The sequence below is a fragment of the Pseudocolwellia agarivorans genome, from assembly GCF_002000085.1.
GTDB lineage: Bacteria > Pseudomonadota > Gammaproteobacteria > Enterobacterales > Alteromonadaceae > Pseudocolwellia > Pseudocolwellia agarivorans.
On record NZ_MUZU01000009.1, the window covers coordinates 90,115 to 116,928 of the forward strand.

Consider the following 26,814-nt stretch of genomic DNA (forward strand, 5'->3'; position numbering starts at 1 on the left):
GGCGTACCCTCTTTAAAACACAAAGTTAAACATTAAGGTATATAGATCGGCTTCTGGTTTATTAGGTGTTTCAACAAAAGAGCCACGTTGTTCACCAAAGCTTTTAAACTTCTGCCATTCAATATTAAGTGATACGTTGTATAACAAGTCATAACGAAGCCCCATCACAAAACTACTACCTGATTTATCATCATATGTGGAAACACTGGTAATTTTAGCCCTATTTTCACCATACTGAATATAAGGGACAAACTTATTCAATCGATAGGCAGCACTTGCATACCAAGTTGATCTCAAATTACCTATTTGTCTTTCAGCAGTTAATAATAAAGAGTCAAACTCATATTCTAGCCCTAAAGAATAAAGTTCGACGCTATCGTTAAGAAAACTCAGTTCAAAATAAGGGACATCAGGTTTTGCATTTGTAAATTGAAACGTTTGACTAAAATCAGCGGTAAAATAAGATAAATTCCAACGGTAATATTCACCAGACAATAAAAAATTAATACCCGACATACTGTCAATATCTAACTCTACATCAAGTTTATCGCCAGCATCCACTAAACTAGTATCATTAAAACCAATGAAAGGCATGATTGCCAACTGATATTCATTAAACAACTCTACATTCCATACAACACTTGCCCCATTATATGCTGTTAATCCTAATATAGAATTATAGAGCTCTTCTGGAGGTCTAGCATAATTGTAAGCATGGCTAACATAATAGTATTCAGAAGCTAAAAATATAGGAATACGTAAACGGCCAGCCCTAAACTCTACTTCACCAACATTATAGCCAACATAAGCCCACTCTAATTCTGGAGCACTCCATTTGTCTTGAGGGCGCTTAACTAGCTGAGTCGAAACCTTAAAAGCATCATTAAAATAATCGAGCTGAAGGCCAAATGTGGTATCGCAATCCCAGCAGACCTCGTCGGTAATTACGCGATTCATAATAACCGCCGTTTGATTATTTGATTTAGTTAATGAAGTCGAGCCAAAGCCACTGATTGACAATTGATCGGTTAACTCGATTTCCGCAAAAGACGAAAAACTCATAATTAAGATTAGTAAGGCTAAGAGCATCTTGCTCATTAAGGCTTCTCCTTTTTAACAATGTAGAGCACATTTGCATTTGCCGGTAATAAATCTATTGGAGCATAACCAATACGAAAACGTTTAACAGCTAACCACTCAACTAACGATTCAACCGAACCATTATCTATTTCTTTAGGGGGTCTAGCCTTTCCTGAAAATGAGAGTCTTGCCCAATAGGCATTCATTTGAGCTAGATCTTTTCCAAGTAATTCTTGATAAAACTCATGGCGGATATTGTTATTTTGAGGCCAATCAGAAAGTTCGATCTTTTTACCTTGTAAATATTTAGTTTTGCCTCGAAAAAGCATGATAACTTTACTTTTAGTTAATGGTTCAAAATCAGATGACAATGTAAATACAGCATATAAATCAGTTGCACTCACTTGAAGACTAACCAGAAAATTTAATATAAAAAAAAGCAAACAACGCATAAACCCAAAACGAGTAATACGTATATTGTTTATTTTTATGTTAAATAACTGAGAGAATCTCTTTACCACATTAATTTTACCAATTTTAATTTTAAAGATGTAAATACAATTTATCTTATCTAAAGGTAGTCTATTAATAGAAATTCTCAAGAATACTAAAACTTATATAATAAAATTACACAAAATAAGTAAAAGTTACGTTTCTGTTCTAAAATAATCTTAATTAACTTCTTTTATATGCTTTTTACTGGCAACTCATCAGGACACCTAAATGCTCATACTGCGCTTGTGGAACAACATAAGTATTCGAAAAAAAATTTGGGGACTGGTTCTTTTACCCACAATAGTGATTTTAGGGTTATCTGGTCGCCAAGTATTAGAAGTTAACGACCAGCTTACTAGTTTAAAAAAAGCCACACATGTCATTAATGTTATTGGCCAACTAAAAAATCTCAATACCGCTTCTTACGAGTCTCGTTCTTCTGCAAATAATAAAAGTAAAATTGCATTAGAAAACTTAACGACTGGAACAAATGTTATTTTTTCAGAAAAAGATATTAATCAGTATCAACAACTTATAAAGCAATATAAAGAAACGATCAATGCAGTAACCAATGCCGAAGACCCTATAAATAAACAATACAGTATTCAATGGCAAACTGATTTATATAAGCAACTTTTACTAACTATTGAAAAAACACAATTCAAAGCCCCTATCCCCGTTATTGACAGCAATTTATCTGCATTATTACAGTTAGAATGGTTAATTTTCTGGGTTCAAGAAGAAAATTGGCAAAGTAAAATACTCATCAATACTCAAAATATTGAACTATCTAAATTATTAAAAAACGAAATACGTGCATTAATTCAAAATCAGCAATTATTTATTGACCGTTTTGTTGTTATAAACGCAGATGAAACACAAGTAGAGTTATTATTAAGTGCATTTTCTGATCCCGCATTTGAGCAAAGCAATACCTTCCGTGAACAATTATTAAATAAAAACACCCTATCAAAACTCACACAATTAGAGTTTGAACAAGGTATGCAAGCTTTTGCACAACGTTTATTACTCTTTAAAAATGTTACCGCGGCAATCGAAAAACAGCTTCAACAAGATATTCAACAGGCCGTAACTACCTTTGAAAAACAAAGGATTATATTTTTCAGTATTACTGCCATTTCTATTTTATGCGTACTGCTGTTTGGTATAGCTTTAGCACATCGTATTACCCTTAATTTAAATACAGTCATAGACTTTTTAGACCACAAAGATGATCCCAATAAAGAATTGAAATTATATATCGAAGGGAATGACGAACTTAGCCAATTTGCTGAAAAAGTTGAGCGACTAACCATTGAAAGACAAAAAAACCAACGTGAATTACTCACATCAAAAAATGAAGCAATAGCCGCCAAAGAAGAGGCAATCACAGCAAGTAAAGCCAAAAGTAGTTTTCTGGCGAACATGTCCCATGAAATACGAACACCTTTAAATGGTGTTATTGGTATATCAGACATATTATCAAGCACTCATTTAAGCGCGACACAAAAAGACTATGTAGATACCATAGAAACATCTTCACAACTTTTATTAAGTTTGATTAACGATATTCTTGATTTTTCAAAAATTGAATCAGGTAAACTCCCTATCAGTACCTACTCTACTTGCTTGCGTGAAAGTGTGTACGATGTTTCGGCTATTGTAGCCCCCACATTAAAAGAAAAGTCTATTGAACTTAACATCAATATAGATCCCAATTTGCCTATAAAAGTTTTAGCTGACGACCACCGTATAAGACAAGTATTAATGAACCTTATGTCGAATGCCGCTAAGTTTACTGAAACCGGAAGTATTTCTATTGGTATACAATACCAAAAAAATAAACAAGGTATTTCGTCTTTCTTATTTGAAGTTATTGATACTGGAATAGGTATTAATGAAGCCCAGCAAAAGAAAATATTTGATCCTTTTTCTCAAGAGGATAATTCAACTACAAGAAAATTTGGTGGCACAGGTTTAGGTTTAGCAATTAGTACTCAACTTATTGAATTGATGGGGGGGGAACTTCAACTTGATTCACAAAAAGAAAAGGGGAGTCGATTTTATTTTTATTTACCTTTAGAGGTAACAGAACTAGAAAGTAAAAATAATGAAAAATTTAATCAGACCACTGTCACTATTGTTTGCAATAATACTGAAATAACACAAACACTTGAACATGAACTTGAAGCCTTAGGCATTAAAAGTGTTGAGATTAAACAATCACTATTAAACCTGACCAAGCCTACTAACACTCACTCACAAATCATCATTTATGCAATAAATCAAGAGATGTTCGACCACATAGAAACAATTGACTTAACCTCCTTTAATGAAGGAAATAGGGCCTTATGTTTAGTTCAGCCATTGCATGCTCCACAAATAAATTTGGGCAGTAGTATTACTTCGTTAATTACTTATCCATTGTTAGGTAATAAACTGCTCAAAGGTCTTGAGCATTGCTATGAGTTTATTCAATCAAATACCCAAAACATCATTAAAAATATTACCTCAGCACCATCAACTAAAAAAATATTAGTGGTTGAAGATAATAAAATAAATCAAAAAGTAGTTATCTTGCATCTCACAACGCTGGGTTATGAGTATGATATTGCAAATAATGGCCAAGAAGCTGTTAACCTATTTACTACTAACCATTACGATCTTATTTTAATGGATTGTATGATGCCTATAAAAGATGGATTTATTGCAACAAAAGAAATCCGTCAATATGAAAAGTTACATAAAAGTACGTATACAACAATTATCGCCTTAACCGCAAGCGTAGTAGAAGAAGATATTCAACAATGCTTTACTTGTGGCATGAATGACTATCTGCCTAAACCATTTAAGGCTGAAATACTCAAAAGTAAAATACTTAATGCGATGAACGACTCTACTCAAAAACAAGAAGAATCCACCGAAAAAGCTATACAAGAAAATCAAAAAGAACAAAACAATACGCCTGCTATCAGCTCTGTACGAATATTACTCGTTGAAGATAATAAAATTAATCAAAAGGTTGCCGCTTTATTCTTCCAAAAAGCAGGTTATCAATATGTAGTTGCAAATGATGGTCAAGAAGCAATAGACATTTACAGCAATGACCAAAGCTTTGACATTATACTAATGGATTTAATGATGCCTAGAAAAGATGGATTTGAAGCCAGTATAGACATACGCGCTTATGAAAAATCAAATGATATAGCTGAAACACCTATTATTGCCGTAACAGCAAGTGTAGTGAACGACGACATAGAGCAATGTTTTAAAGTAGGTATGAACGCTTATATACCAAAACCCATTCAACCTGATAAGTTATATAGTGAAATAGAAAATTGTCTAAAAACAAAAGCTTAGTTTTTTTATAAAAAGCACCTAGACAAAACGTAACCATACATTTTTAAGTTATTTTGCATCTAACTTAATTATTTAATAGGTAATAAACTCATGGTTTGTGATTAAAAAACAAGTAGATAGTTACTTTTACGAGTATAAAACGGTATTAAGGAATTAAAACTTGATGCTGTAATTTTGATTTACAGCATCATCCATTAAAGCTCGAAATGCCCTGAACGTTCAGGCTGATAAATCACCTTCGTGACTTTCACTAATAAATCACCTCCTCCTGGCTTAGGCCAAGATATTTCATCGCCCTCACTCAAACCTAATAAAGCACTTCCTACAGGCGCTAATATAGAAATATTATTACCTTTATTAGCTAAATCTTTAGGGTAAACAAGCGTCAAAGAAAACTCTTTTTCTGTTGAAGCAACCGTAAACACAATAGTTGAATTCATCGTTACCACATTAGCAGGCACTTGCTCTGGCAAAACGATATTAGCTCTTGATAACTCTACGATTAAATCATCTAAATTAGGGTAAGACTTTTCATCAAGGGTATCAATTAATCGATCGAGTCTTTCAGCATCAATCGAAGATATTGTGATATTTGGTTTTTGCATTAGGTGTAACTCCATATAAATGCATCAATTAAAGTAATAGATAATCATACCAATTAAAAACTTAATAGCGAGTGTAATAATAGAGAAAACACAATATATTTTAATTGCTTTACTTCCCTTTTAAAGGGCTAATTTTTTCTTTTAAAAAAACGTTATAGGCAGGTAACCTAAACTCGGCTTAACAAATACTCCCTAGTAGTTATTTTATATATTTCAATTAGTTCCGTCCCTCTTAAAGCGACTTTAGGTTAAGTATTAGGATATAATAAAAACTAAACTAGAAATTTATATAAATACCCTTTAAAGTCTCACAAAAATAGCGCATTAACATATGTCTACTTAACCTTTTCCCTTTTTATTGTCGTTAAAATGTTTACGACTCAACTCAACGATGTAAGTAAAATGAATCATATAATTTGGAATCAACTCTTATCTATTAGCGATAAATTAAACGAATCGGATCAATCAAAGGAAAATACAAAACAAATGCTGATAGCTCAATTAGAGTCTATTAATGTGACTCACGAGCGTTCATTTGACCCTGCTGAGAATTTTGAAGAATATGTAGTGGTAGCGCTATGCCAAGCAATAAATAACACGCTAAAAGATATGAATACCTAACGCTGATGTCAATATTAGGTATAAAAAACAGATAACTGCCTGTTAATGTAAAACGAAAATAACCAATTAACCCAATGTTTTTAAATATATTAAGCAACGTTCTTAATCAACTGACACGGTATAGGCTTACCAATACCATATCCTTGAACCAGATCAATTCCCATATCGGCTAATGCAAATCTCAGTTCATCATTCTCAACAAACTCCGCGATAGTCTGCATATTCATCATTTTTGCCACTTCATGAATTGACTTGATAATAGCTCTATCAATAGGTTCACAAAGCATACTGGTGATCAGGCTACCGTCAATTTTAAGATAATCCACAGGCAGTTGTTTTAAATACCCAAAAGACGAAGCTCCACTACCAAAATCATCTAAGGCAAACTTAATACCTAATTTTTTCATTTTTGTCATAAATAACAGAGCGCTAGGTAAGTTTGAAATAACCGCAGTTTCTGTTATTTCAAAACATATATTACGACAATCAATTGAAGATTTAAGTACAAGTGTTGTAAGGTTTTTAATGAACTCCTCGTTACTTAAACTTAATCCTGATAAATTTATAGAAACAAGTGTATCTGGTGAAAAATAGTTACTGTAATTGTCAAAAACATTCTGTACAACCCATGAATCAATTAATGTGATAACGCCATATTTTTCAGCTGCAGGAATAAATGAGGCAGGTGATACATTGACACCATTGTCGTCTTTAAAACGAAGTAAAATTTCGTAGTGTAAATGTGAGTCATCGTAGCTTGCATAAGCTATAGGCTGCTTAACTAAATAGAATTGATTGTTCTTCAGTGCCTGGGTTATGTTAGCTATATACCCCATTTGAATAGCTTCAGCGTGTAATTCCATATTATTTGGATCAGCAAAATAAACCCTGTCTCGACCTAAGTCTTTGGCTTTATAGCATGAAAGATCTGCTTTGCTTAATAATTCGATTTCTGATAAATCACGCTCTAGTGGTACCATACCTATACTCATACCTACCGCAATTTTCTTATCGTTCCATTGAAAATGAAATTGATTAATTTTTCTTACGATATTCTCACATAAAGCTAATGCTTTTTCCTGCGACTTATCAACGAGTAGTAATCCAAATTCGTCACCTCCAAATCGACCTAAAACATCTTGTTCTTCAATACATGAACTAATTTCATCTGCTATTTGAGTAAGCATAGCATCACCCACTAAATGACCCGCCGTATCATTAACCAGCTTGAAGCGGTCTAAATCTAAAAAACAGATAAATGAAGATATTTTAGGTACTTTCTTAATTTCTTTTTTAAGTTGTACAAGAAAACCACCTCGATTAATTAACCCTGTAAGTGCATCGTATTCAGCTTGATAAGCCAATTTTTCTGTAAGTTGTTGCTCCATAGTTACATCGTTACATATTCCTCTATATCCAATATATGCGCCTGACTTATTAAACATTGGGCTACCATTAATAACCAATACTTTCACTCGGTCTCGTGCTATTTTCCTTTTAAAAATAAAGCGCTCAATAGGTAGTTTACGTTTAAACAAATTTTTAGCTTTTTCTAATGGAAATTCACTAATATTTTCATCCTGAAAAATATCGCCAAAATAATGCCCTTTTAGCTCTTCTATAGATTTATCAAGAAGCACCTCAGTGTTACCTGATAAATATGTTATTTTATGATTTGTATCTATTTCCCAAAAAACATTTGCCCCCGCCTGCGCCAGTTGTTTATACCTATTTTCGTTGTTCGTGAGAATAGCTTGAGTTTGACGACCACGACGAACCAGCTCAATTAAAAGCCCAATAATTAACAGTGCAATTGTAAATACAGTTAAAGCTCCAAAAACTAGCTCTTTATTTTTTTCATAAAAGGATTCTTCTTTATTAATAAACAAGCTACCAGCGGGAATATGCCCATTGGCATACTTGTAATGCTTCATTAATGGCCAGTTAAATGTCCAAATTGATTTAGCTTTAGTGATAGGGGGGAGTTCAGTAACTTTTGCCCCTTCTAAAATACGACGAGCGTATAATGCCCCTTGCTCACCATGTTTTTCACCATTAAGCATATTTACTCCCAAGGCACCGTATTTTATTGATGTACTTGCAAGTGTAAACAATGGATTTTTTATTTTAGCCGTTAATGCTACTGTGCCATCATCCCACGATAATAAGGCATTATTACCAGAAGGATTAACAATTTGACCTATTTGAAAAATAGGTACAGTTGGATCATATTGGCTGAGTTTATTTATAATTTGATCTTTTTTTAAGTCAATCAAGACGTGAATATTACTAGGAGCCCTCTTGCTATGTTTAACTTTATTAAGCTTAAATAAATTAGCTTGTCCGGGTTTGCTACTGTCGGTAATAACAATTAATTCATCGGTTTTTGTTAAATTTTTAATATCAAAAACAGCACTAGCAATATCTCTATTTTCAAATACACCTGTAATCAGAGGCGCATCAGTTAGTTTATTATCGACATTATTTATTCCCACAAATACAATAGGAATGCTTTCAAATAATGTCACTTTATTTTCCCTAACTAAAGCTAGAGCTGCATCATCTGAAACAATAATGACATCAAACTTTGTGTTGATATATTTATTTTGAAGATATTCAACAAACTTAGCTTTATGAGAAAATAAAGGATAACGTTTTGTATCCATATACTCATGATATACCGATAAGTCATTTGAATTATCGAGGGTTTTATCTATCCCTCTTTTTATCATTTGCACCCATATGTGTTCAGCATGATAAGAATGTAACACCAAAACTGATTGGTTAGCATAGGCATTGCCCCCCCATAATAGGCATAACGTTATCAAAAAAGACAAAATATGTGTGTGTGTTCGTTTTATCATTTATTATTTTTACAACACCAAAATGTTATAAGACCCCAGCGTCCTATTTTTATAAAAAGAGTTACTCACCTTTATTATATTTTCAATAATGAAATTAAAAATATAACGATTCCGTAACAAACCATAATGCATTTACTTTGAGGATCAAGCAGATCTCAAAATACCAATTACAATTTATTTAATTTTATTATAGACAAGCTTTTTTTTATTACCTTAAAAGGAGCGATTATTTTTAATATAAAAATGTGAGTAGATAACTTTAATAACCTCACCCCATGTATAGGCTGTTTTTAGTCAAAAAATCTACGATTCTGGTGCGGAAAGTTTAGATATAATAAAGAGGTTAAACGCTTAGGAAGAACAAAAAATTTCATTTTCAAACCTAATACATTTGTATAATTAAATAAAAAACCCCGACTCTTTCGAATCAGGGCTTTCTAGTATGGTACCGGAAGACGGACTTGAACCGTCACGCCCGAAGGCAACGGATTTTGAATCCGTCGTGTCTACCAATTCCACCACACCGGCATGAAGGGAAGTAAACGTGAGTTTACAAAGAAATGATCTTTTACGTAAAAGCCTATTTCTTTACAAACTCTTTCTTAACAACTTCTCAATGAAATGATTAAGAGGTCGGCATTATACGAAAAAACACCGTGTTAGCAATAGTTTTTATAAACAATGTGTTTAGATGCTGATTATTTAACCATTGATAAATATCACTTAAAAAATAATGCGATTTAGCAACGCTCTTTGATAAACTACTCGAAATATTCAAAGGTGTTCTCATGAATTCAATTAATTATAACGACTTTCCGCGTGCTGGCTTTAGACGACGTATGGCTTGCTGGATGTATGATTTTTTAACTGCTGTAGCTGTTTATATGGTTGCTGGCGCTATATCGTTTGCTTTATTTAGCTTATTTGCAAATTATGGTTTTGTTGACTTTGGAGAATACGAGCACTTAATTGATGTTCAACAAAACTCTCTCTTATATAGCTCTCTAGTATATGGCTGGAATTTCTTTTGGGTGGCTTTTTTCTTTGTATGGTTTTGGGCGAGAAGTGGTCAAACTATTGGTATGAAAGCATGGCGATTACGCGTTCAAAATCAAGATGGTTCGCTAATTTCTAAAACAACAGGTATTAAAAGATTGTTACCTACATTAATGGGATTAGGTAACTTAGCGGTTATTTTTGATAGAAAAAATAAGCTGAGTTTACAAGATCGTGTTACGCAAACTGAGGTGGTTTTATTACCGATTGAAGTGAGTAGAGCTAAAAACATTTAGCCCTACTTATCCGTTACCACTCAAGAGGATATTTCAGCACCTTGAATGGTTACGGATATATATGGATATTTAATTTGGTTTTCGCTGCATCAAGTACAGCGCAATACTCACAAATATTATGCTTGGCATCACAGCGCCAAGTATAGGCGGTAACTGGTACACTAAACTCATTGAGCCCATCACTTCGTTACTGATATAAAAGAGTATACCTGTTGCAACCCCCATCATTATTCGTGCGCCCATAGAAACAGAACGTAATGGACCAAAAATAAACGATAATGCCACCAGCAACATAACGGCTACCGTTATCGGCTGAACTATTTTACGCCAAAAGGCGAGTAAGTATCTGCTTGAATCTTGTTCGTTATCTTCCAAATATTGTAAGTAGTCAGATAGCCCGCCAATAGATAAAGATTCTGGCGTGATAACACCTAACTTATCGGGTGTTAAAGATGAATCCCAGGCTTTGGTTGCTAATTTTTCAGATGATATATTGTCATCAGTTACAAAGGTTTCAACGACACCACTTAACTCCCAAGCATCTGTTTTATAAAGTGCTTTTTCAGCAGCTAACCAGCTAGAAAGTTTAAGTTTGTTATTAAATTTATAAATTTGAATATTGGTAAGCTCACCATGTTCTTTAATTTCACCAATGTGAACAAAGTAATCTCCATCTTTTGCCCAAACACCATTTTTAGAAGAAACTAAGCTACCTCCGGATATGGCTTGCGCTCTTACTTCACGCGCAGCGGCTTCTCCTTTAGGAGCTAACCACTCTCCTACTGCCATGCTAATCAATATCATAATAACAGCGCTTTTCATTACTGATTTAATAATATCTAAACGTGACCAGCCAGCAGCTTGCATAACAACTAATTCACTATTGCTTGCAAGTGATCCAATACCAATTAAGCCGCCAATCAAGGTTGCCATGGGGAAGAATATTTCAATGTCTCTAGGAATAGCATATAACACATAAAGTGCTGCATGCGATAAGTCATAATTACCACGCCCAACAGCTTTCATTTGCTCTACAAATTTAATAATACCGCTTAAACTTACAAATACTGCTAGGGTAGTTGCGGTAGTAGATGCGATGATTTTACCAATGTATATATCAAGAATTTTCATTACTGAACTGCTTTTTTACGTGAAAAAGAAGGTAAAAGTGATTTTAATTTTAGTCCTGAGGTTCTATTTTGAAGCAATAATATGATCCCTAAAACAAAAGCTAAAAGATGTACTGGCCATAACCCAATAGCACTTAGAATAGATCCACTTTCCAGCGCAGAACGAGAAGCCGTTAACAATAAGAAATAACTCAAAAATAAAATTAATGCGGGGATCATTTTACCAAACTTGCCCTGTCGTGGATTAACCGTACTCAGTGGTACTGCGATCAAAGTAACCACTAAACAGACAATAGGAAAAGCCATACGCCATTGCATTTCGGCACTGTATTCGTTTCGCAATTCTTCATCGGGTGGACTTAAAAGTTTATCTGTTGGTATAGCGCTTAATTTACGGCGTTTATGTTCAACCTTTTGATCTTGTATTTGGATATAATATTTCCCAAAAGCAACCTCTCGAAACTCTTCATTTTTAACATCGTTTTGATATCGAATGCCATCTGTTAATACGAGTCGTTGCGACCCAGTATCCTCTTCGATAACTTGTCCTTGAGCCGCATAAACTAAACTTGAATTAATAATACTTTCTGCGGTATGTTCTTTATCAGGTAATTGAGCCACAAACACTTTTTTTAAAGTTCCTGACTCTCGGTCTTTATCATGAATAAATACAACAGCTTTTTCGTTACCTGTTTTTTGAAACCGCCCCGCAATCAAAGAACTTAAACCAGAGTCTGCAGCTAAATCTTCTTTAACTTGATATTCATATTCAGAGGCAAATGGTGATAAATATAAGGTAAAAGCGCCTGTAACGATTGCGGTGATCAAACCTAAAATAAGCGTTACTCTAACAACATACCATTCGCTTACACCACAAGCATGTAATACTGCCATTTCATTGTCAGCATATATCCTGCCGTAAGCTAACAAAATACCTAAAAACAAACTCAAAGGTAAAATCATCCCAGCTAAATCAGGCACCTTTAAACCTATAAAAATCATCACTAAGTGACCCGGTATTCCACCTTCAGATGCATCGTCTAAAACACGTACAAATTTGTTACTAATGAATATCGCCATAAGCACAAAAAATACAGCAAGCTGTGTTTTAGCTACTTCTTTTAATAAATAGCGAAAAATAATCACAAATAGATCCTATAAAAACTTAGTTTTTTTCTGACAATCGCGCTATTTTTAAGTAAACTGGTTGTTTTCATACTAAATAATAAGTGCGCTAGAGACATAAAGTTGTTGAAGCCAGCGACGATTATAGCCCTTAGGCGAATAGATTTAAAAGTAATCTTCTTTATTATTTAATGTTTTAAGCAGTTTAAACGACCATTTTTAATTAAAAATACCGTTTAGAATAGCCAATTAGGAGAACCCATGGAGTTCAGTGTAAAAAGTGGTAGCCCAGAAAAACAACGCAGTGCATGTATTGTAGTTGGTGTATTTGAACCACGTCGTTTATCTGCAATAGCTGAACAACTTGACGAGATAAGCGAAGGTTATATTAGCAATTTGTTACGTAGAGGCGACCTTGAAGGTAAGTCTGGACAAATGCTATTACTTCATCATGTTCCTAACGTATTAAGCGAACGTGTGTTATTGGTTGGTTGTGGTAAAGAGCGTGAATTAGACGAACGTCAATATCGTCAAATTATCAGTAAAACAATTAACACCTTAAACGAAACAGGTTCAATGGAAGCGGTATGCTTTTTATCTGAGCTACATGTTAAAGGTCGCGATACATACTGGAAAGTTCGCCAAGCAATTGAAGCAACTCAAGATTGTTTATACAGCTTTAACAGTTTAAAAACACGTAAAGCAGAAGCTCGTCGCCCATTACGTAAAATAGTATTTAACGTACCTACTCGACGTGAACTCCCTTTAGGTGAACGTGCTATAGCACATGGTTTAGCGATTGCTGAAGGTATTTCTACCTGTAAAAACGTTGCAAATATGCCACCTAACATTTGTAATCCAGCCTATTTAGCTGAACAAGCGCGTATTTTAGATAACGACTACGAGAAAGTTACCACAACCGTTGTTGATGAAAAAGAAATGGAAGAACTTGGCATGGGTTCTTACCTTGCCGTTGGTCGTGGTTCTGACAACGAATCGTTAATGAGCATAATCAAATACAATGGCGCTGGTGATGACTCAGCTCCCGTTGTATTAGTGGGTAAAGGTTTAACTTTTGATAGTGGTGGAATTTCATTAAAACCCGGCGCAGGCATGGACGAAATGAAATACGACATGGGTGGTGCTGCAGGTGTTTTAGGTGCAATGCACTCTCTTGCTGAATTAAACTTACCGATCAATGTTATTGGTGTACTTGCTGGATGTGAAAACATGCCAAGCAGTAATGCTTACCGACCAGGTGATATATTGACAACTATGTCAGGCCAAACCGTTGAAGTACTAAATACTGATGCTGAAGGCCGTTTAGTATTATGTGACGCCTTAACTTACGTTGAACGTTTTGACCCAGAAGCCGTTATTGATGTTGCCACATTAACAGGTGCTTGTGTTGTGGCTTTAGGTAAAAATGCAACAGGATTAATGAGTACACATAATCCGTTAGCTCACGAACTACTTAACGCTTCAGAGCAAAGTGGCGACAGAGCATGGCGCTTACCTTTATGGGAAGAATATTACGAACAGCTTGAAAGCCCCTTTGCAGATTTAGCGAATATCGGCGGCAAAGGTGCGGGTGCTATTACTGCAGGTTGTTTCTTATCTCGCTTTACTAAAAAATACCACTGGGCACATTTAGACATTGCTGGTACAGCATGGCGCAGCGGCGGTAAAGACAAAGGTTCGACAGGCCGACCTGTAAGTATGCTAACGCAATATTTATTAAATAAATCAGGTACAGAACAAGGCGAATAAACCTAAAGCTAGTTGTTGAATACGGCTAGCTTTACTTAAGGTTATTATTTAACAGCTATTCGGTAATTTAAATGCAAACAAAAGTCATGTTTTATGTGCTTCCCGAAGTAGAAAATACTTCTAAAGAGCCAGTACATAACGATACCAGTGTTGATATCGAGTCAAACTCGTTAATTCATCAAGCTTGTTTGCAAGCTGCCTATTTTTACAGACAAAACCAAAAAGTGTTTATTTATACGCAAGATCAAGCACAAGCTCATAATATTGACGAAATGTTATGGGCTTTTGAGCCTCATTCATTTGTGGCTCATAATTTAGTTGGTGAAGGCCCAAGAGGTGGTTCTCCAGTTGAAATTAGCTGGCAAAATCCAACCGCTAGGCGCCCAGTTCTTATTAACTTAACTACTACAGTGCCTAATTTTACGAATAATTTTTCAACGGTAGTTGATTTTGTACCAACAAACGAATTATTAAAACAGCAAGCTCGAGACAGATACAGAACTTGTAAGCAATGGGGGTTTTTGGTTGAAAGCCAACCCGCCCCTGCTATTACTTAAATTAATACTTAACTCGATGTTTAACTAAAACGAGTTATAAGACACTCTTCTTACGGAAATTCTGATGGAAAAAACATTTACTCCTTCTGACATTGAACAATCCCTTTATAAAAGTTGGGAAGACCAAGGTTACTTTAGCCCTACAGGTGAAGGTGACGGCTACTGTATTGCTATTCCACCACCGAATGTGACGGGTAGCTTACATATGGGCCATGCATTTCAACAAACCATAATGGATACGTTAATTCGTTATCAGCGTATGCAAGGAAAAAACACACTTTGGCAAACGGGTTGCGACCACGCAGGTATCGCAACACAAATGGTAGTTGAACGTAAAATAGCGGCAGAAGAAGACAAAACACGCCACGATTACGGTCGCGAAGCCTTCATCGACAAAGTGTGGGAATGGAAAGAAGAATCAGGCGGTACTATTGGTAAGCAAATGCGCCGCTTAGGTAACTCTATCGATTGGTCACGCGAACGTTTCACCATGGACGATGGTATGTCTGAAGCGGTTCAAGAAGTTTTTGTGCGCTTATTTGAAGACGACTTAATTTACCGTGGTAAAAGACTCGTTAACTGGGATCCTAAATTCCATACGGCTATTTCAGATCTTGAAGTTGAGAATAAAGATAAAAAAGGCCATATGTGGTACTTACGTTACCCATTAGCCAACGGCGAAAAAACTGCCGAGGGTAAAGACTACTTAGTTGTAGCAACTACTCGACCAGAAACTGTTCTTGGTGATACTGGTGTAGCTGTTAACCCTAAAGACGAACGCTATAAAGATCTTATCGGTAAACATATTTTATTGCCGTTAGTTAATCGTTTAATTCCTATTGTTGGTGATGATCATGCCGACATGGAAAAAGGCACGGGTTGTGTAAAAATAACGCCAGCTCACGACTTTAACGATAATGAAGTAGGTAAACGGCATAACCTACCACTTATCAATATATTAAATAAAAATGCAGAAATTTTAGCAGAAGCCGAAGTTTATAACGGAACGGGCGAAGTAAGCGATGCTTACGATACAGCTTTACCAGCAGAATTTGCTGGCTTAGATCGCTTTGTTGCACGTAAAGCCATTGTCACTAAATTTGATGAACTCGGTTTATTAGTAGAAGTTAAAGAGCACGATTTAGTTGCCCCATATGGCGATCGTTCAGGTGTAATTATTGAACCATTATTAACTGACCAATGGTACGTAAGAGCCGGACCTTTAGCTGAGCCTGCAGTAGATGCGGTTAAGTCAGGTGAAATTGAGTTTGTGCCTAAACAATACGAAAACATGTACTTTTCTTGGATGAAAGACATTCAAGACTGGTGTATCTCTCGTCAACTTTGGTGGGGACATAGAATTCCAGCTTGGTATGACGAAAACGAAAATGTATATGTTGGCAGAACAGAAGAAGAAGTAAGAGCTAAACACAACATTCCAGCAGATATCATCTTAAAACAAGATGACGACGTACTTGATACGTGGTTCTCATCGGCGTTATGGACCTTCTCTACATTAGGTTGGCCAAAAAACACTGAAGACTTAAAAAACTTTCACTCAACTGATGTGTTAGTTACAGGCTTTGATATCATTTTCTTCTGGGTTGCTCGTATGATCATGATGACCATGCACTTCAACAAAGATGAAACAGGTAAGCCACAAGTTCCATTTAAAAAGGTCTATGTTACTGGCCTTATTCGCGATGAAAATGGCGATAAAATGAGTAAATCTAAAGGTAATGTTATTGATCCTTTAGACATGATTGATGGTATTTCTTTAGATGACTTATTAGAGAAACGTACTGGCAATATGATGCAACCTAAGTTAGCCGCTAAAATAGCTAAGCTAACCCAAAAAGAATTTCCTAATGGTATTGAAGCACATGGTACTGACGCTTTACGTTTTACGCTAACCTCTGTTGCAACTACTGGTCGCGATATTAGCTGGGACATGAAACGCCTTGAAGGTTACCGTAATTTCACTAACAAATTATGGAACGCTAGCCGTTATGTATTAATGAATACCGAAGAGCATGACTGTGGTAAAGACAGCAATGCGGAAATGGAGTTTTCATTAGCCGATCGTTGGATCTTAGGTCAATTTCAACAAACAGTTAAAACAGTACACGAAGCCTTTGAAACCTTTAGATTTGATTTAGCATCACAAGCGTTATACGAATTCACATGGAATCAATTCTGTGATTGGTATTTAGAGCTCACTAAGCCTGTATTCTTCAAAGGAAACGAAGCACAGCAGCGTGCAACTCGTCATACTTTAGTTAATGTACTAGAAAGCTTATTACGTTTAATGCATCCAATAATGCCTTATATTACTGAAACTATTTGGCAACGTGTTGTGCCATTAACCAACTTTATCGAAAATAACGGTAGTCAATTAGGTAATAGCATTATGGTTCAGTCATTCCCTGTGTTTGATGAAAACCAATGCGATCAACAAGCAATAGATGATTTAGAATGGGTTAAACAGTTCATTGTTGCTATTCGTAATATTCGTGGTGAAATGGACATTTCTCCAAGTAAAGAGCTACCTGTGTTACTTAAAAACGTCAGTGTAAATGATCAACGTCGTATCGATGAAAATCAGCAGTTCTTAAGTGCATTAGCTAAATTAGAAAGCATTACTGTATTGACTGACAATGACGAAGCTCCTTTATCTGCTACTGCCGTTGTAGGCGACTTATCAGTACTTATACCTATGGCAGGTTTAATTGATAAAGATGCTGAAATAGCACGTTTAACTAGATCAATTGAGAAGCTGAACAAAGAAGCCGATAAAACAAGAAGTAAATTAAGTAATGAGAAATTTGTTGGTAAAGCCCCTGAAGCTGTTATCAATAAAGAAAAAGCTAAATTAGCTGAAGCTGAGTCAGCACTTGAAAAGCTTCAAGAACAAGTTACTCAAATTGAAGCGTTATAAACGTACACAACTCTATACATTTTTGTAAAAAAGTTGTTAAAAGCCAGCACCTTAGCTGGCTTTTTTTTGTCATAAAAAAGTAAAGATTAATGGGAACCATTGTGATAACATGTTGTCGCGTTGAGTTTTTGCGTTTCGGAAGAAGGAAAGGTTAGCTAGTAATAGTTGATTGTCCTAAACGCTTTTATTGTGTTATTGGAAACCTTTCTCTGTCTGTACTTTGAGGTAGAGAGCATTTACTCCGTATGTAGCCATTTGGCTGTTTTTAAACTATTTTTTGTGAGAAATGTAAGTATGTCTGACTCAGTAACAGGTAAAGTAAAATTCTTTAATGAATCTAAAGGATTCGGTTTCATTGAGCAAGAAAACGGCCCTGACGTTTTCGTTCATTTTAGTGCTATCCAAGGTGACGGTTTCCGCACTTTAACTGATGGTCAAGCAGTGTCTTTTACAGTTAAACAAGGCCAAAAAGGCCCTGAAGCTGAAAACGTAACAGCTCTTTAAGTTAAACACTTAAAACAAATTCGAAAAAGGTGAATTAGAAATGATTCACCTTTTTTATTTCCTCCTCATCATCAAATCACTTCGTCTAATAACAATCTATACCCGTCACCAATCAAATTATCTAACAACATGAAATATCATATACAAACAACATAATTTACATATAGAATAAATTAATAAAATCTATATAAAGAATTCACCATGAAACATTTCTTCAAAATATTTTTAATGCATGTGTTTATAATTATGTTCAGCTTTGGCTGTACTTGCATACAAAAGCCATCTACATCAAAATCATTCATAAAAGCTCCTTCTATTAAACAAGCTAAACGAATTGTGTTTCTTGGAGACAGTATTACTTTTCAAGGTGATATGCTTGTTAATACGGAGTTATGGTTAAAAAAGCTCTATCCGAACAAAGTATTCGAAATTATTAATGTCGGTTTACCAAGCGAAACGATTACAGGGTTAAGCGAAGCAGGACATGCAAACGGTACATTTCCTCGTCCGTATGTGCATGACCGTTTAATATCCGTTTTAGATAAAACACAACCTGATCTTATTATTGCTATGTATGGTATTAACTGTGGTATATACCAGTCGTTTAACGACAAAAAAGACAAACGCTTTCAACAAGGTTATTTAGCGTTAAACAAAGCCATTAACGAACGCAATATTCCTGCAGTTTATATAACACCACCTATGTATGACCATCAAAAAGGGAGCATAGATGCCCTTGATTATAATGATAAAGTCTTAGGCTCTTTTTCTAATTGGTTATTACAAAAAAGAGTAGATGGTTGGCATGTGATTGACCTATACAACGAAATGAACAGGCAAATTATAACGTTGAGAAAAGACCGACCTGATTATTTTTATCAACATGACGGTATTCATATGGTTGACGATGGATACTGGCTTTTAACTGACTTAATTATGAATTATTTTGAGCCCGAAAAAATAATAATGAATCAACAGTCGACGTTATATATTTCTGACTCATTATCTTTAGCTGAAACCTTAAGTAAATCACCACAAAAACTACTTACACTAACAAACAAAAAAATGCAGTTAACTCGAGACGCCTGGCTAACTTATACAGGGCATACGCGCCCTAAACTTCCTGTTGGTTTACCCATGAATCAATACAAAATAGAACTAAAAGCACTTGAAAAACAAATAACGAAAATTTTAGATAAATAGCCTAAATTGAGATTAAACCGTTATTCATAAAAACTCAGAAAGCCTTACCAAGTAAAAATGCATTTTTACTTGGTAATAGGCATAGAAGCATTAATAACATCAACTAAAGCTTCGATATGAAGTTCGTCATCATTGAGTGCTGGAATGTAGTGGTAAGTTTCACCGCCAGCGTCTATAAAGACAGCTCTATTCTCATGTTCTAACTCTTCTAATGTTTCTAAGCAGTCAGCACTAAAAGCAGGACTCATTATGGCAACATGTTTATTGCCTTCTTTAGCTAATTTTTCTAAGGTTACGTCAGTATAAGGCTGTAACCATTCAGCTTTACCAAAACGCGATTGAAAGGTCATTACGATGTCATCTTTATCAAAACCTAAAGACTCTGTTAATAAACGCGTGGTCATACTACAAAAACAATAATAAGGGTCGCCCTGCTCTAAAAAGTATTTAGGCATACCATGAAATGAAAGTATGAGCTTATCGGGTTTACCGTGTAATTTAATATGCTCAGTTACGCTATGTTTAAGCGCTTGAATATATTTAGGATTATCGTGGTATCCGCTAATAAAACGTAAACTTGGGATCCAACGCCACTTTTGAAGTGTTTTAACAACTGCATCAAATGTTGAGGCTGTTGTAGGGCCTGCATATTGAGGATATAAAGGTAATACAATAATATCGTTAACACCTGATTGCTGCATCGTATTTAAGGCATTTTCAATTGAGGGATTGCCATATCGCATAGCTAAAGCAACGGTTACCTTGTCCCCATACTTTTCTGTTACAGCCTCTGCAATTTTGTCTTTTTGTTTTTCGCTGATCACCATAAGTGGTGAGCCTTGCTCTGTCCAAATACTTTTATACAAAGCAGCAGATTTTTTAGGTCGAATACGTAAAATTATGCCGTGTAGAATAACCATCCATAATATTCTAGGTATTTCTACTACACGAGGATCAGATAAAAACTCCCTTAAATAAGTTCTTAATGCTGAAGCTGTTGGCGCTTCAGGTGTACCTAAATTAGTCACTAGCACACCTATTTTCGCTTTTTTATCGTGAAGTTCTTTGCTGCGACCTAAAAATCTCGACATAATATTTATCTAAACACTCATTAAGGAACAATAGTATCAATCAATAATGATACGGGTTCGGTTGATAACACATCAGTATTTAGCAGCTCTGCTTTAAAGTCGCCAGATTTAGTACCCACACTGCCACTAGCAGAAATTACCGCGTAAATATTAACGGCAGGAACATCACTAATTTTAGCTTGTGGAGACATTGCTTTACTGTCGTTTAGCACAACAGTTACAGGTAAATCACTTGCTTTCATTTTAACTGCGGCAACAGGCATTCTGCCATGTTTAGCATCTGATGATACTGCGTAGATAAATACGACCTTATCTTCACCTTGGATCAGTTGTTCTTTAATATTTTCACTGATATCAACATTAACTGTTAACTGTGGACCTATATCAGTTTGATCATTATTTATTTGAGCAGGATTACTTTGTTCGATACCTTGCCCATTAGCCGCTTGTAATAACCTATTTTTAGCTTCGGCTACCGCCTCACTAAGCGCTTGTGTATTTACATTCGGTTTACCTGCATTAATAACCGTTTCCCAATATTTAATCGCTATTTCATAATTTTGATTCATAAAATTATGCATCCCCATAAGTATATTGGTTGAAGCATCAGCAGGATTTAATGCAAGTGCTTTATCAATAAACTCTTGCACATCACTCGAGATAGTCTGATTGTCTTTATAGTAATAAGCTTGAGCTTTAGCACCATATAACTCAGCAGATTCACCTTCAATGCGAATAACTTGGTCAAACGACTCTATGGCTTTGTTGAATTCACCTATATTAATAAAGGCTTGTCCTAAGCCGTACCAAGCATCTGAATTATCAGGTTCGTTTACTGTTAAATCGATCAGAGATTTAATTTGAGCAATCATTTGTTGTGCTTGATCTTGCTCGCTCATTTCAGCACCCGCATGTTGGTTACTGTTTAATGGCTGACTCAGTTGCTTGTAAGCGCCATTATGGTTGTACATAACAAAACTAAATGTCAAAACAAAAACTGTTAATATTATTGGCCAAATAACCGAAATAGTTTTACTTACAATCACCTCTTCAGCTGAAGCTTTCTTATTTTCTTCTATATCTTGTAATAAGCTTTTATCTAATTCTGCAATTAAGTATTGGTAATTTTCATCATCAATACTGCCTTGTTTAAAATCGTTTTCAATTTCAGCTTTATGTTCGTGATACAACCTAACATTCGTATCGTCACGTTGTGTGTTGTCTACAATAGTCACGTTGTTATTTTGTTTAATAAAATGCCACCAAATAACAACGAGTATAAGGAGAAGAAAAGCAACAATTAATATAATGAGTTCTGGCATGAATTTATTTGTCTTTTAGTATGTTATCAAGTTGGCTTTGCTGTTCAGTAGAAAGTGTTTTTTCAACTGTAGCTTGCGGCTTTTTACGAATAATCATCACTACAACTATTACACCAATAAGTAATAACAGCGCAGGACCAAACCATAAAATATACGTAAGGCTGTTCACTCTCGGACGATATAATACAAAGTCGCCATATCGAGCTACCATAAAATTAACAATTTCACTGTCGGCTTTTCCTTGCTCAAGTAAATCATAAACTTCTCTGCGCAAATCAGCTGCGATAGGTGAATTAGAATCAGCTAAATTTTGATTTTGACATTTAGGACATCTCAACTCTTTGGTCAAATCGTTGAAACGTATTTTAGTCACTTCATCTCTAAATTCATAAGTATCAACAGGGCTAGCATGCACAATGGAAGTTGTTATAAACGCACAAGCTAATGTCATGCTTAGAGCGAATGAGGCTAAAAATTTGGTGATCATAATAACTATTTCCCCGCTTGTTGTTCTGATTCAATTTGCGCAATAAGTGGCTCAAATTCATGGCGCCAAATATTGGCATTTAAGGGACCAGCAAAACGCTTTCGAATAATATTGTTATGATCAATAACAAAAGTTTCAGGGGCAGCGTACACACCTAAGTTAATACTTAACTTGCCTAATTCATCAAACAATGAAAATTGATAAGGATTACCCAAAGCAGCTAACCATTTTTGAGCCGCTACTCTTTCATCGTCATAATTCAAACCGTAGATAGTAAAGCGATCAGTTTTAGAAAGTTTTAGTAAATACTCATGCTCAGCTCTGCACGACGGACACCAAGTCCCCCATACATTAACCAATTTAATACCGGCTTTAAAATCTGCATTAGTTTTCAACGTTTTCTCATCATTAACACTATATAACGAAAATTCAGGAAATTGCTGATTTACCAAAGCAGAAGGCAGTTCAGTCGGATTTAACGACAAGCCTCGATATAAAACCACACCCAATACAACAAACAATATAAGAGGAATAAATCGAATTAACTTACCCATTACTCTGCCCCTGCTAGATTTGGTTTCGCACTCTGAATTTCGCTATTTTTTAAGCTAGAAGATTTTGTTTTAACTATTTTTTTTCTACGGTATCGTTTATCTAACATGGTAAGCACACCACCTACTGCCATGAAAATAGCGCCTAACCAAATCCACCTTACAAAAGGTTTATAATGTACGCGTACCGCCCAAGCATTATTTGGTAATGGATCACCCAGAGCAACGTAAACGTCTCTAAACAAACCTGGATCTATTGCCGCCTCAGTCATTCCCATAGTTTGTACTAAATAAGTACGTCTTTCTGGCTGTAACAAACTAACAAAGTCACCATTTTTATAAACCTCAATTTGGCCTTGCACCGCAGAGTAGTTAGGACCTTTTACGTCTTTAACACCGTTAAATTTAACTTCGTATCCGGAAATAAGTGCGCTTTCACCTTGTGACATTTTCACGTTGGTTTCGGTCTCATAAGTAGAAACAAGCGTTACACCTACAATAGCGATAGCAATACCTTTATGGGCTAATGTCATTCCAATTTGGCTTAAACTGATCCTAGATATTGATAATTTTCCATCTGGGCCTTTCGCTCTGTTGTATAAGTCTTTCAATACGACTAACTCAACCCAACAGGCTAATGTAATCCCCATAGTGACCCAAGCATTAAACTCACCGGCATATAGGAAAGGAAAAGCTACACCAATAACAATACTAATAATTGATGGAGAAAATAATTGTTTACGTAATTCACCTTTTTTAGCTTTTTTCCATCGAATAAGCGGGCCTATACCCATAACAATAAAGAGTAAACTCATTATTGGAACAAATACCGCATTAAAATAAGGAGGTCCAACAGAAATCTTACCGTAACCTAAGGCATCAACGAGTAATGGGTATAAAGTACCGAGTAACACAGTAATAGCAGCAATAACAAGAATAACGTTACAAATAAGTAATGCTGTTTCTCTTGAATAAAAAGCAAAACGGCTAAAACTTGCAACGTTTGAAGCTCTTATAGCAAATAAAGTTAAGGAGCCTCCAACCGCTATAGCTAATAACATGAGGATAAATAATCCACGTCCCGGATCTGCAGCAAATGAATGAACAGAGGTAATAACTCCAGAACGAACGATGAATGTACCCAGTAAACTTAAACTAAACGCAAAAATAGCTAATAAAACAGTCCAGTTTCTAAAAGCCCCTCGTTTTTCAGTAACCGCTAATGAATGAATAAGTGCGGTACCTACTAACCAAGGCATAAATGAAGCATTTTCAACAGGATCCCAAAACCACCATCCGCCCCAACCAAGTTCGTAATAAGCCCACCAACTACCTAAAGCAATACCACAAGTTAGGAAAACCCATGCTCCAACGGTCCAAGGACGAGCCCATCGAGCCCAAGCCGCATCTAACTTACCGCACATTAAAGCCGCTACAGCAAAAGCAAAAGACACAGAGAAACCAACGTAGCCTAAATATAATAATGGCGGATGAATAATTAAACCTACATCTTGTAATAAAGGATTTAAGTCACGCCCTTCTACAGGCACATTAGGCCATAAACGTTCAAAAGGGTTAGAAGTTAATAAAGTAAATACCGCAAAACCAACCACAACCATGCCTAACACAGCTAAAACGCGTGCAATAAACGCGTCTTCAATACCATCACTAAATTTGGCAACTGCGGCTGTCCAAGCGGCTAAAGAAAAAACCCAAAGTAATAATGAGCCTTCATGCCCGCCCCACACAGCACTTATTTTAAAATAATAAGGCAAATGGCTGTTTGAATGGCTTGCAATATAAAGTACGGAAAAATCGTCAGTTACAAAGCTATAACCCAGAGTAATAATACTAATGGCAATAAAAGCAAACATACCAAACGTTAGCGGTTTAGCATAAGTTATAAGCTGTTGGTGTTTAGTCGCTATGCCAACCAAAGGCACAATACTTAAACAAATAGCAAAGGCTAAACCAATTATAAGAGCGAAATGCCCTAGCTCAGGTATCATTTATTTCTCCGGATTTATCTTCTTTCTCGATCTTTTCTGCAAAGTCGAATAAAGGTAGGCTATTCAATTTTTAATAACATTATTAAGCTAAATGCGCATTTTAGAATGTATTTATCATTTTCAGGTACAAAAAGTGTAATAAGTTATGACAAATAGCCTATGCAATGTATTATTTTTGAGTTTTTTAAACCTAAAAATTGGCGTTATTCTAGCATCAACCCATATTATTAATCATTAAAGTTAGTGCGAATATTCAATATTATTTCGAACTGTTGAATTACATGTGGTTATAGTATGATAATGCGCATAAATCGAAGTTGTTCTATATCAATTTTAAAGTATAAACATTAGGTTATACTCACTTCGTATAACGCTTTTTATTTGGATTTTTTCTTGCACACAACTAATGAAACCACTTCAACGCCTTTACTATCAGCCAAAATGCTGACATGTATAAGAGAGGATCGTATTTTATTTGAAGCGTTAAATATAAACGCTTATTCAGGTGATATTATTCAAGTTGAAGGCCCTAACGGTGCAGGAAAAACCAGCTTATTACGTATATTATCGGGATTATCTGTCCCCTATGATGGTAGCGTTTGTTTTAATGAAAAAAATATTCAGAAAGTTCGTGAAGATTATCATCAAAACTTACTTTATCTAGGTCACCTTCCCGGCGTAAAAGGCGAGATGACGGCTCAAGAGAATCTAGCGTTTAATCTGGCATTACAGGGTTTAAACCCTAGCTTGGCAGAAAACACGTTGAAAGATGTTAATTTACTAGGCTTTGAAGATTCTTTAGCTTCGCACTTAAGTGCAGGGCAACATAGGCGTATTGCACTAGCTCAATTATGGCAAACGAAAGCACCTATATGGATTTTAGATGAACCTTTTACCGCTATAGATAAAGTGGGTGTAAAAGCATTGGAATCTCTATTTTTGACTCATGTTGATCGAGGTGGTTGCATCATTTTAACAACACACCAAGATTTAGCATTACCTAAAGAACGAATAAAAAAACTCACGCTAGAATATCGTTTTTTCTAAATGTTGTTTTTTTTATAATACACAGAACTAAGCAATGGCCCAATTAATGGCACAACCGATGGTAAATAACATTCAGTATTTAAACAGCTTATCTTATCGTTCAGCATTTATGCTGGTATTAAAACGAGATCTCACGATAGCGTTTAGACATAAAGACGACATTTTAAATCCTATCTTGTTTTTTGTTATTGTTATTACGCTTTTCCCTCTTGGAATTGGTCCTGAAATAAATACATTATCGCGTATAGCTCCTGGTATTATTTGGGTTGCGGCATTGTTATCAACTCTTTTATCATTAGATCGATTATTCAAATCTGATTACAATGATGGGTCGTTAGAGCAAATGTTGCTAAGCCCGCATCCTATTTTTGTTTTAGTGTTAGCTAAAATCACCGCTCATTGGTTATTAACTGGCTTACCCCTTATTTTTATTGCTCCTTTATTGGCCGTACTTTTACATCTAAACGAACATAGCTATGGCGCTTTAATGTTAACTCTTTTATTAGGCACTCCCATATTAAGTTTAATTGGCGCGATAGGCGTTGCGCTAACGGTAGGCATTAAAAAAGGCGGCGTATTGTTGAGTTTATTAATCCTCCCTTTGTATATTCCTGTGTTGATTTTTGCGACAAGCGCAATTGATAGTGCATCGATGAACTTACCTTTTACAGGGCAACTTGCTATAATTGCCGCGCTATTTTTTAGTACCCTTACCTTGGCACCATTTGCCGTATCATCAGCTTTAAAAGTGAGTACAAATTAA

The 26,814-nt window shown here is 35.4% G+C and carries 21 protein-coding genes and 1 tRNA gene; 10 read left to right on the forward strand and 12 right to left on the reverse strand.

Annotated elements, in window-relative coordinates; genetic code table 11:
• Positions 1 to 12: 12 nt before the first annotated feature.
• Positions 13 to 1,098 (reverse strand): sulfate ABC transporter permease, encoded by a 1,086-nt coding sequence (locus B0X80_RS14235; RefSeq protein ID WP_077341346.1) that lies wholly within the window; start codon positions 1,096 to 1,098, stop codon positions 13 to 15.
• A complete protein-coding gene (locus B0X80_RS14240) occupies positions 1,098 to 1,484 on the reverse strand; it encodes a hypothetical protein (RefSeq protein WP_217697156.1) in 387 nt (128 codons plus the stop codon). The genes B0X80_RS14235 and B0X80_RS14240 overlap by 1 nt, the downstream gene beginning before the upstream one ends.
• A 319-nt stretch (positions 1,485 to 1,803) precedes the next feature.
• Here B0X80_RS14240 and B0X80_RS14245 point away from each other — a divergent pair, with 319 nt between their 5' ends.
• Positions 1,804 to 4,935, forward strand: a complete 3,132-nt coding sequence (locus B0X80_RS14245; RefSeq protein ID WP_077341350.1) for a response regulator — start codon at positions 1,804 to 1,806, stop codon at positions 4,933 to 4,935.
• Between the two features lie 194 nt (positions 4,936 to 5,129).
• Here B0X80_RS14245 and rnk read toward each other — a convergent pair whose 3' ends face one another.
• Entirely contained in the window at positions 5,130 to 5,540 is a 411-nt protein-coding gene (gene rnk / locus B0X80_RS14250) for a nucleoside diphosphate kinase regulator (RefSeq protein WP_077341352.1), read from the reverse strand.
• Between the two features lie 402 nt (positions 5,541 to 5,942).
• Between rnk and B0X80_RS14255 the strand changes: the two genes are divergently transcribed.
• Positions 5,943 to 6,161: a hypothetical protein gene (locus B0X80_RS14255; RefSeq protein ID WP_077341354.1), complete on the forward strand. Its 219-nt coding sequence runs from the start codon at positions 5,943 to 5,945 to the stop codon at positions 6,159 to 6,161.
• Between the two features lie 89 nt (positions 6,162 to 6,250).
• On the opposite strand, the gene B0X80_RS14260 is transcribed toward B0X80_RS14255, so the two are convergent.
• Together B0X80_RS14260 and B0X80_RS14265 are read right to left on the reverse strand one after the other, a co-directional pair.
• Positions 6,251 to 8,893, reverse strand: coding sequence for an EAL domain-containing protein (locus B0X80_RS14260; protein WP_175623951.1), 2,643 nt, complete (start codon positions 8,891 to 8,893; stop codon positions 6,251 to 6,253).
• A gap of 575 nt (positions 8,894 to 9,468) precedes the next feature.
• A tRNA-Leu gene (locus tag B0X80_RS14265) sits at positions 9,469 to 9,553 on the reverse strand.
• 260 nt (positions 9,554 to 9,813) lie between these two features.
• Here B0X80_RS14265 and B0X80_RS14270 point away from each other — a divergent pair.
• Complete coding sequence (locus tag B0X80_RS14270) at positions 9,814 to 10,317, forward strand: RDD family protein (RefSeq protein ID WP_077341358.1); 504 nt, start codon at positions 9,814 to 9,816, stop codon at positions 10,315 to 10,317.
• Positions 10,318 to 10,386: 69 nt separating this feature from the next.
• Here the strand turns inward: B0X80_RS14270 and lptG are convergent, their stop codons facing one another.
• A complete protein-coding gene (gene lptG, locus B0X80_RS14275; protein WP_077341360.1) occupies positions 10,387 to 11,448 on the reverse strand; it encodes an LPS export ABC transporter permease LptG in 1,062 nt (353 codons plus the stop codon).
• Positions 11,448 to 12,593 (reverse strand): LPS export ABC transporter permease LptF, encoded by a 1,146-nt coding sequence (gene lptF / locus B0X80_RS14280; protein ID WP_077341362.1) that lies wholly within the window; start codon positions 12,591 to 12,593, stop codon positions 11,448 to 11,450. Before lptF ends, lptG begins: the two co-directional genes overlap by 1 nt.
• Positions 12,594 to 12,833: 240 nt before the next feature.
• Between lptF and pepA the strand changes: the two genes are divergently transcribed.
• The 5 genes from pepA (at position 12,834) to B0X80_RS14305 (ending at position 19,544) form a co-directional block, all read left to right on the forward strand.
• Positions 12,834 to 14,342, forward strand: a complete 1,509-nt coding sequence (pepA, locus tag B0X80_RS14285) for a leucyl aminopeptidase (RefSeq protein ID WP_077341364.1) — start codon at positions 12,834 to 12,836, stop codon at positions 14,340 to 14,342.
• A gap of 71 nt (positions 14,343 to 14,413) precedes the next feature.
• Positions 14,414 to 14,899 (forward strand): DNA polymerase III subunit chi, encoded by a 486-nt coding sequence (locus B0X80_RS14290; RefSeq protein ID WP_077341366.1) that lies wholly within the window; start codon positions 14,414 to 14,416, stop codon positions 14,897 to 14,899.
• A 64-nt stretch (positions 14,900 to 14,963) separates the two neighbouring features.
• The gene (locus B0X80_RS14295) at positions 14,964 to 17,837 is read left to right on the forward strand and encodes a valine--tRNA ligase (protein WP_077341368.1); all 2,874 of its coding nucleotides are present in this window, start codon (positions 14,964 to 14,966) and stop codon (positions 17,835 to 17,837) included.
• Between the two features lie 294 nt (positions 17,838 to 18,131).
• A complete protein-coding gene (locus B0X80_RS14300) occupies positions 18,132 to 18,341 on the forward strand; it encodes a cold-shock protein (RefSeq protein ID WP_077341370.1) in 210 nt (69 codons plus the stop codon).
• A 201-nt stretch (positions 18,342 to 18,542) separates the two neighbouring features.
• The gene (locus tag B0X80_RS14305; RefSeq protein ID WP_077341372.1) at positions 18,543 to 19,544 is read left to right on the forward strand and encodes a GDSL-type esterase/lipase family protein; all 1,002 of its coding nucleotides are present in this window, start codon (positions 18,543 to 18,545) and stop codon (positions 19,542 to 19,544) included.
• A gap of 65 nt (positions 19,545 to 19,609) precedes the next feature.
• Here the strand turns inward: B0X80_RS14305 and hemH are convergent, their stop codons facing one another.
• From hemH to B0X80_RS14330, 5 genes are read right to left on the reverse strand one after another with little or no spacing between them, the layout of a single operon-like run.
• On the reverse strand, positions 19,610 to 20,635 hold the full coding sequence (hemH, locus tag B0X80_RS14310) for a ferrochelatase (protein ID WP_077341374.1): 1,026 nt from the start codon (positions 20,633 to 20,635) through the stop codon (positions 19,610 to 19,612).
• A gap of 20 nt (positions 20,636 to 20,655) precedes the next feature.
• The gene (gene ccmI / locus B0X80_RS14315; RefSeq protein WP_077341376.1) at positions 20,656 to 21,957 is read right to left on the reverse strand and encodes a c-type cytochrome biogenesis protein CcmI; all 1,302 of its coding nucleotides are present in this window, start codon (positions 21,955 to 21,957) and stop codon (positions 20,656 to 20,658) included.
• A gap of 4 nt (positions 21,958 to 21,961) precedes the next feature.
• A complete protein-coding gene (locus tag B0X80_RS14320) occupies positions 21,962 to 22,444 on the reverse strand; it encodes a cytochrome c-type biogenesis protein (protein WP_425439714.1) in 483 nt (160 codons plus the stop codon).
• A gap of 5 nt (positions 22,445 to 22,449) precedes the next feature.
• Entirely contained in the window at positions 22,450 to 22,998 is a 549-nt protein-coding gene (locus B0X80_RS14325) for a DsbE family thiol:disulfide interchange protein (protein ID WP_077341378.1), read from the reverse strand.
• Entirely contained in the window at positions 22,998 to 25,004 is a 2,007-nt protein-coding gene (locus B0X80_RS14330) for a heme lyase CcmF/NrfE family subunit (protein WP_077341380.1), read from the reverse strand. The genes B0X80_RS14325 and B0X80_RS14330 overlap by 1 nt, the downstream gene beginning before the upstream one ends.
• A 393-nt stretch (positions 25,005 to 25,397) precedes the next feature.
• On the opposite strand from B0X80_RS14330, the gene ccmA reads away from it, so the two are divergent.
• A complete protein-coding gene (gene ccmA, locus B0X80_RS14335; RefSeq protein WP_281253020.1) occupies positions 25,398 to 26,051 on the forward strand; it encodes a cytochrome c biogenesis heme-transporting ATPase CcmA in 654 nt (217 codons plus the stop codon).
• A 58-nt stretch (positions 26,052 to 26,109) separates the two neighbouring features.
• Positions 26,110 to 26,814, forward strand: coding sequence for a heme exporter protein CcmB (gene ccmB / locus B0X80_RS14340; RefSeq protein WP_077341586.1), 705 nt, complete (start codon positions 26,110 to 26,112; stop codon positions 26,812 to 26,814).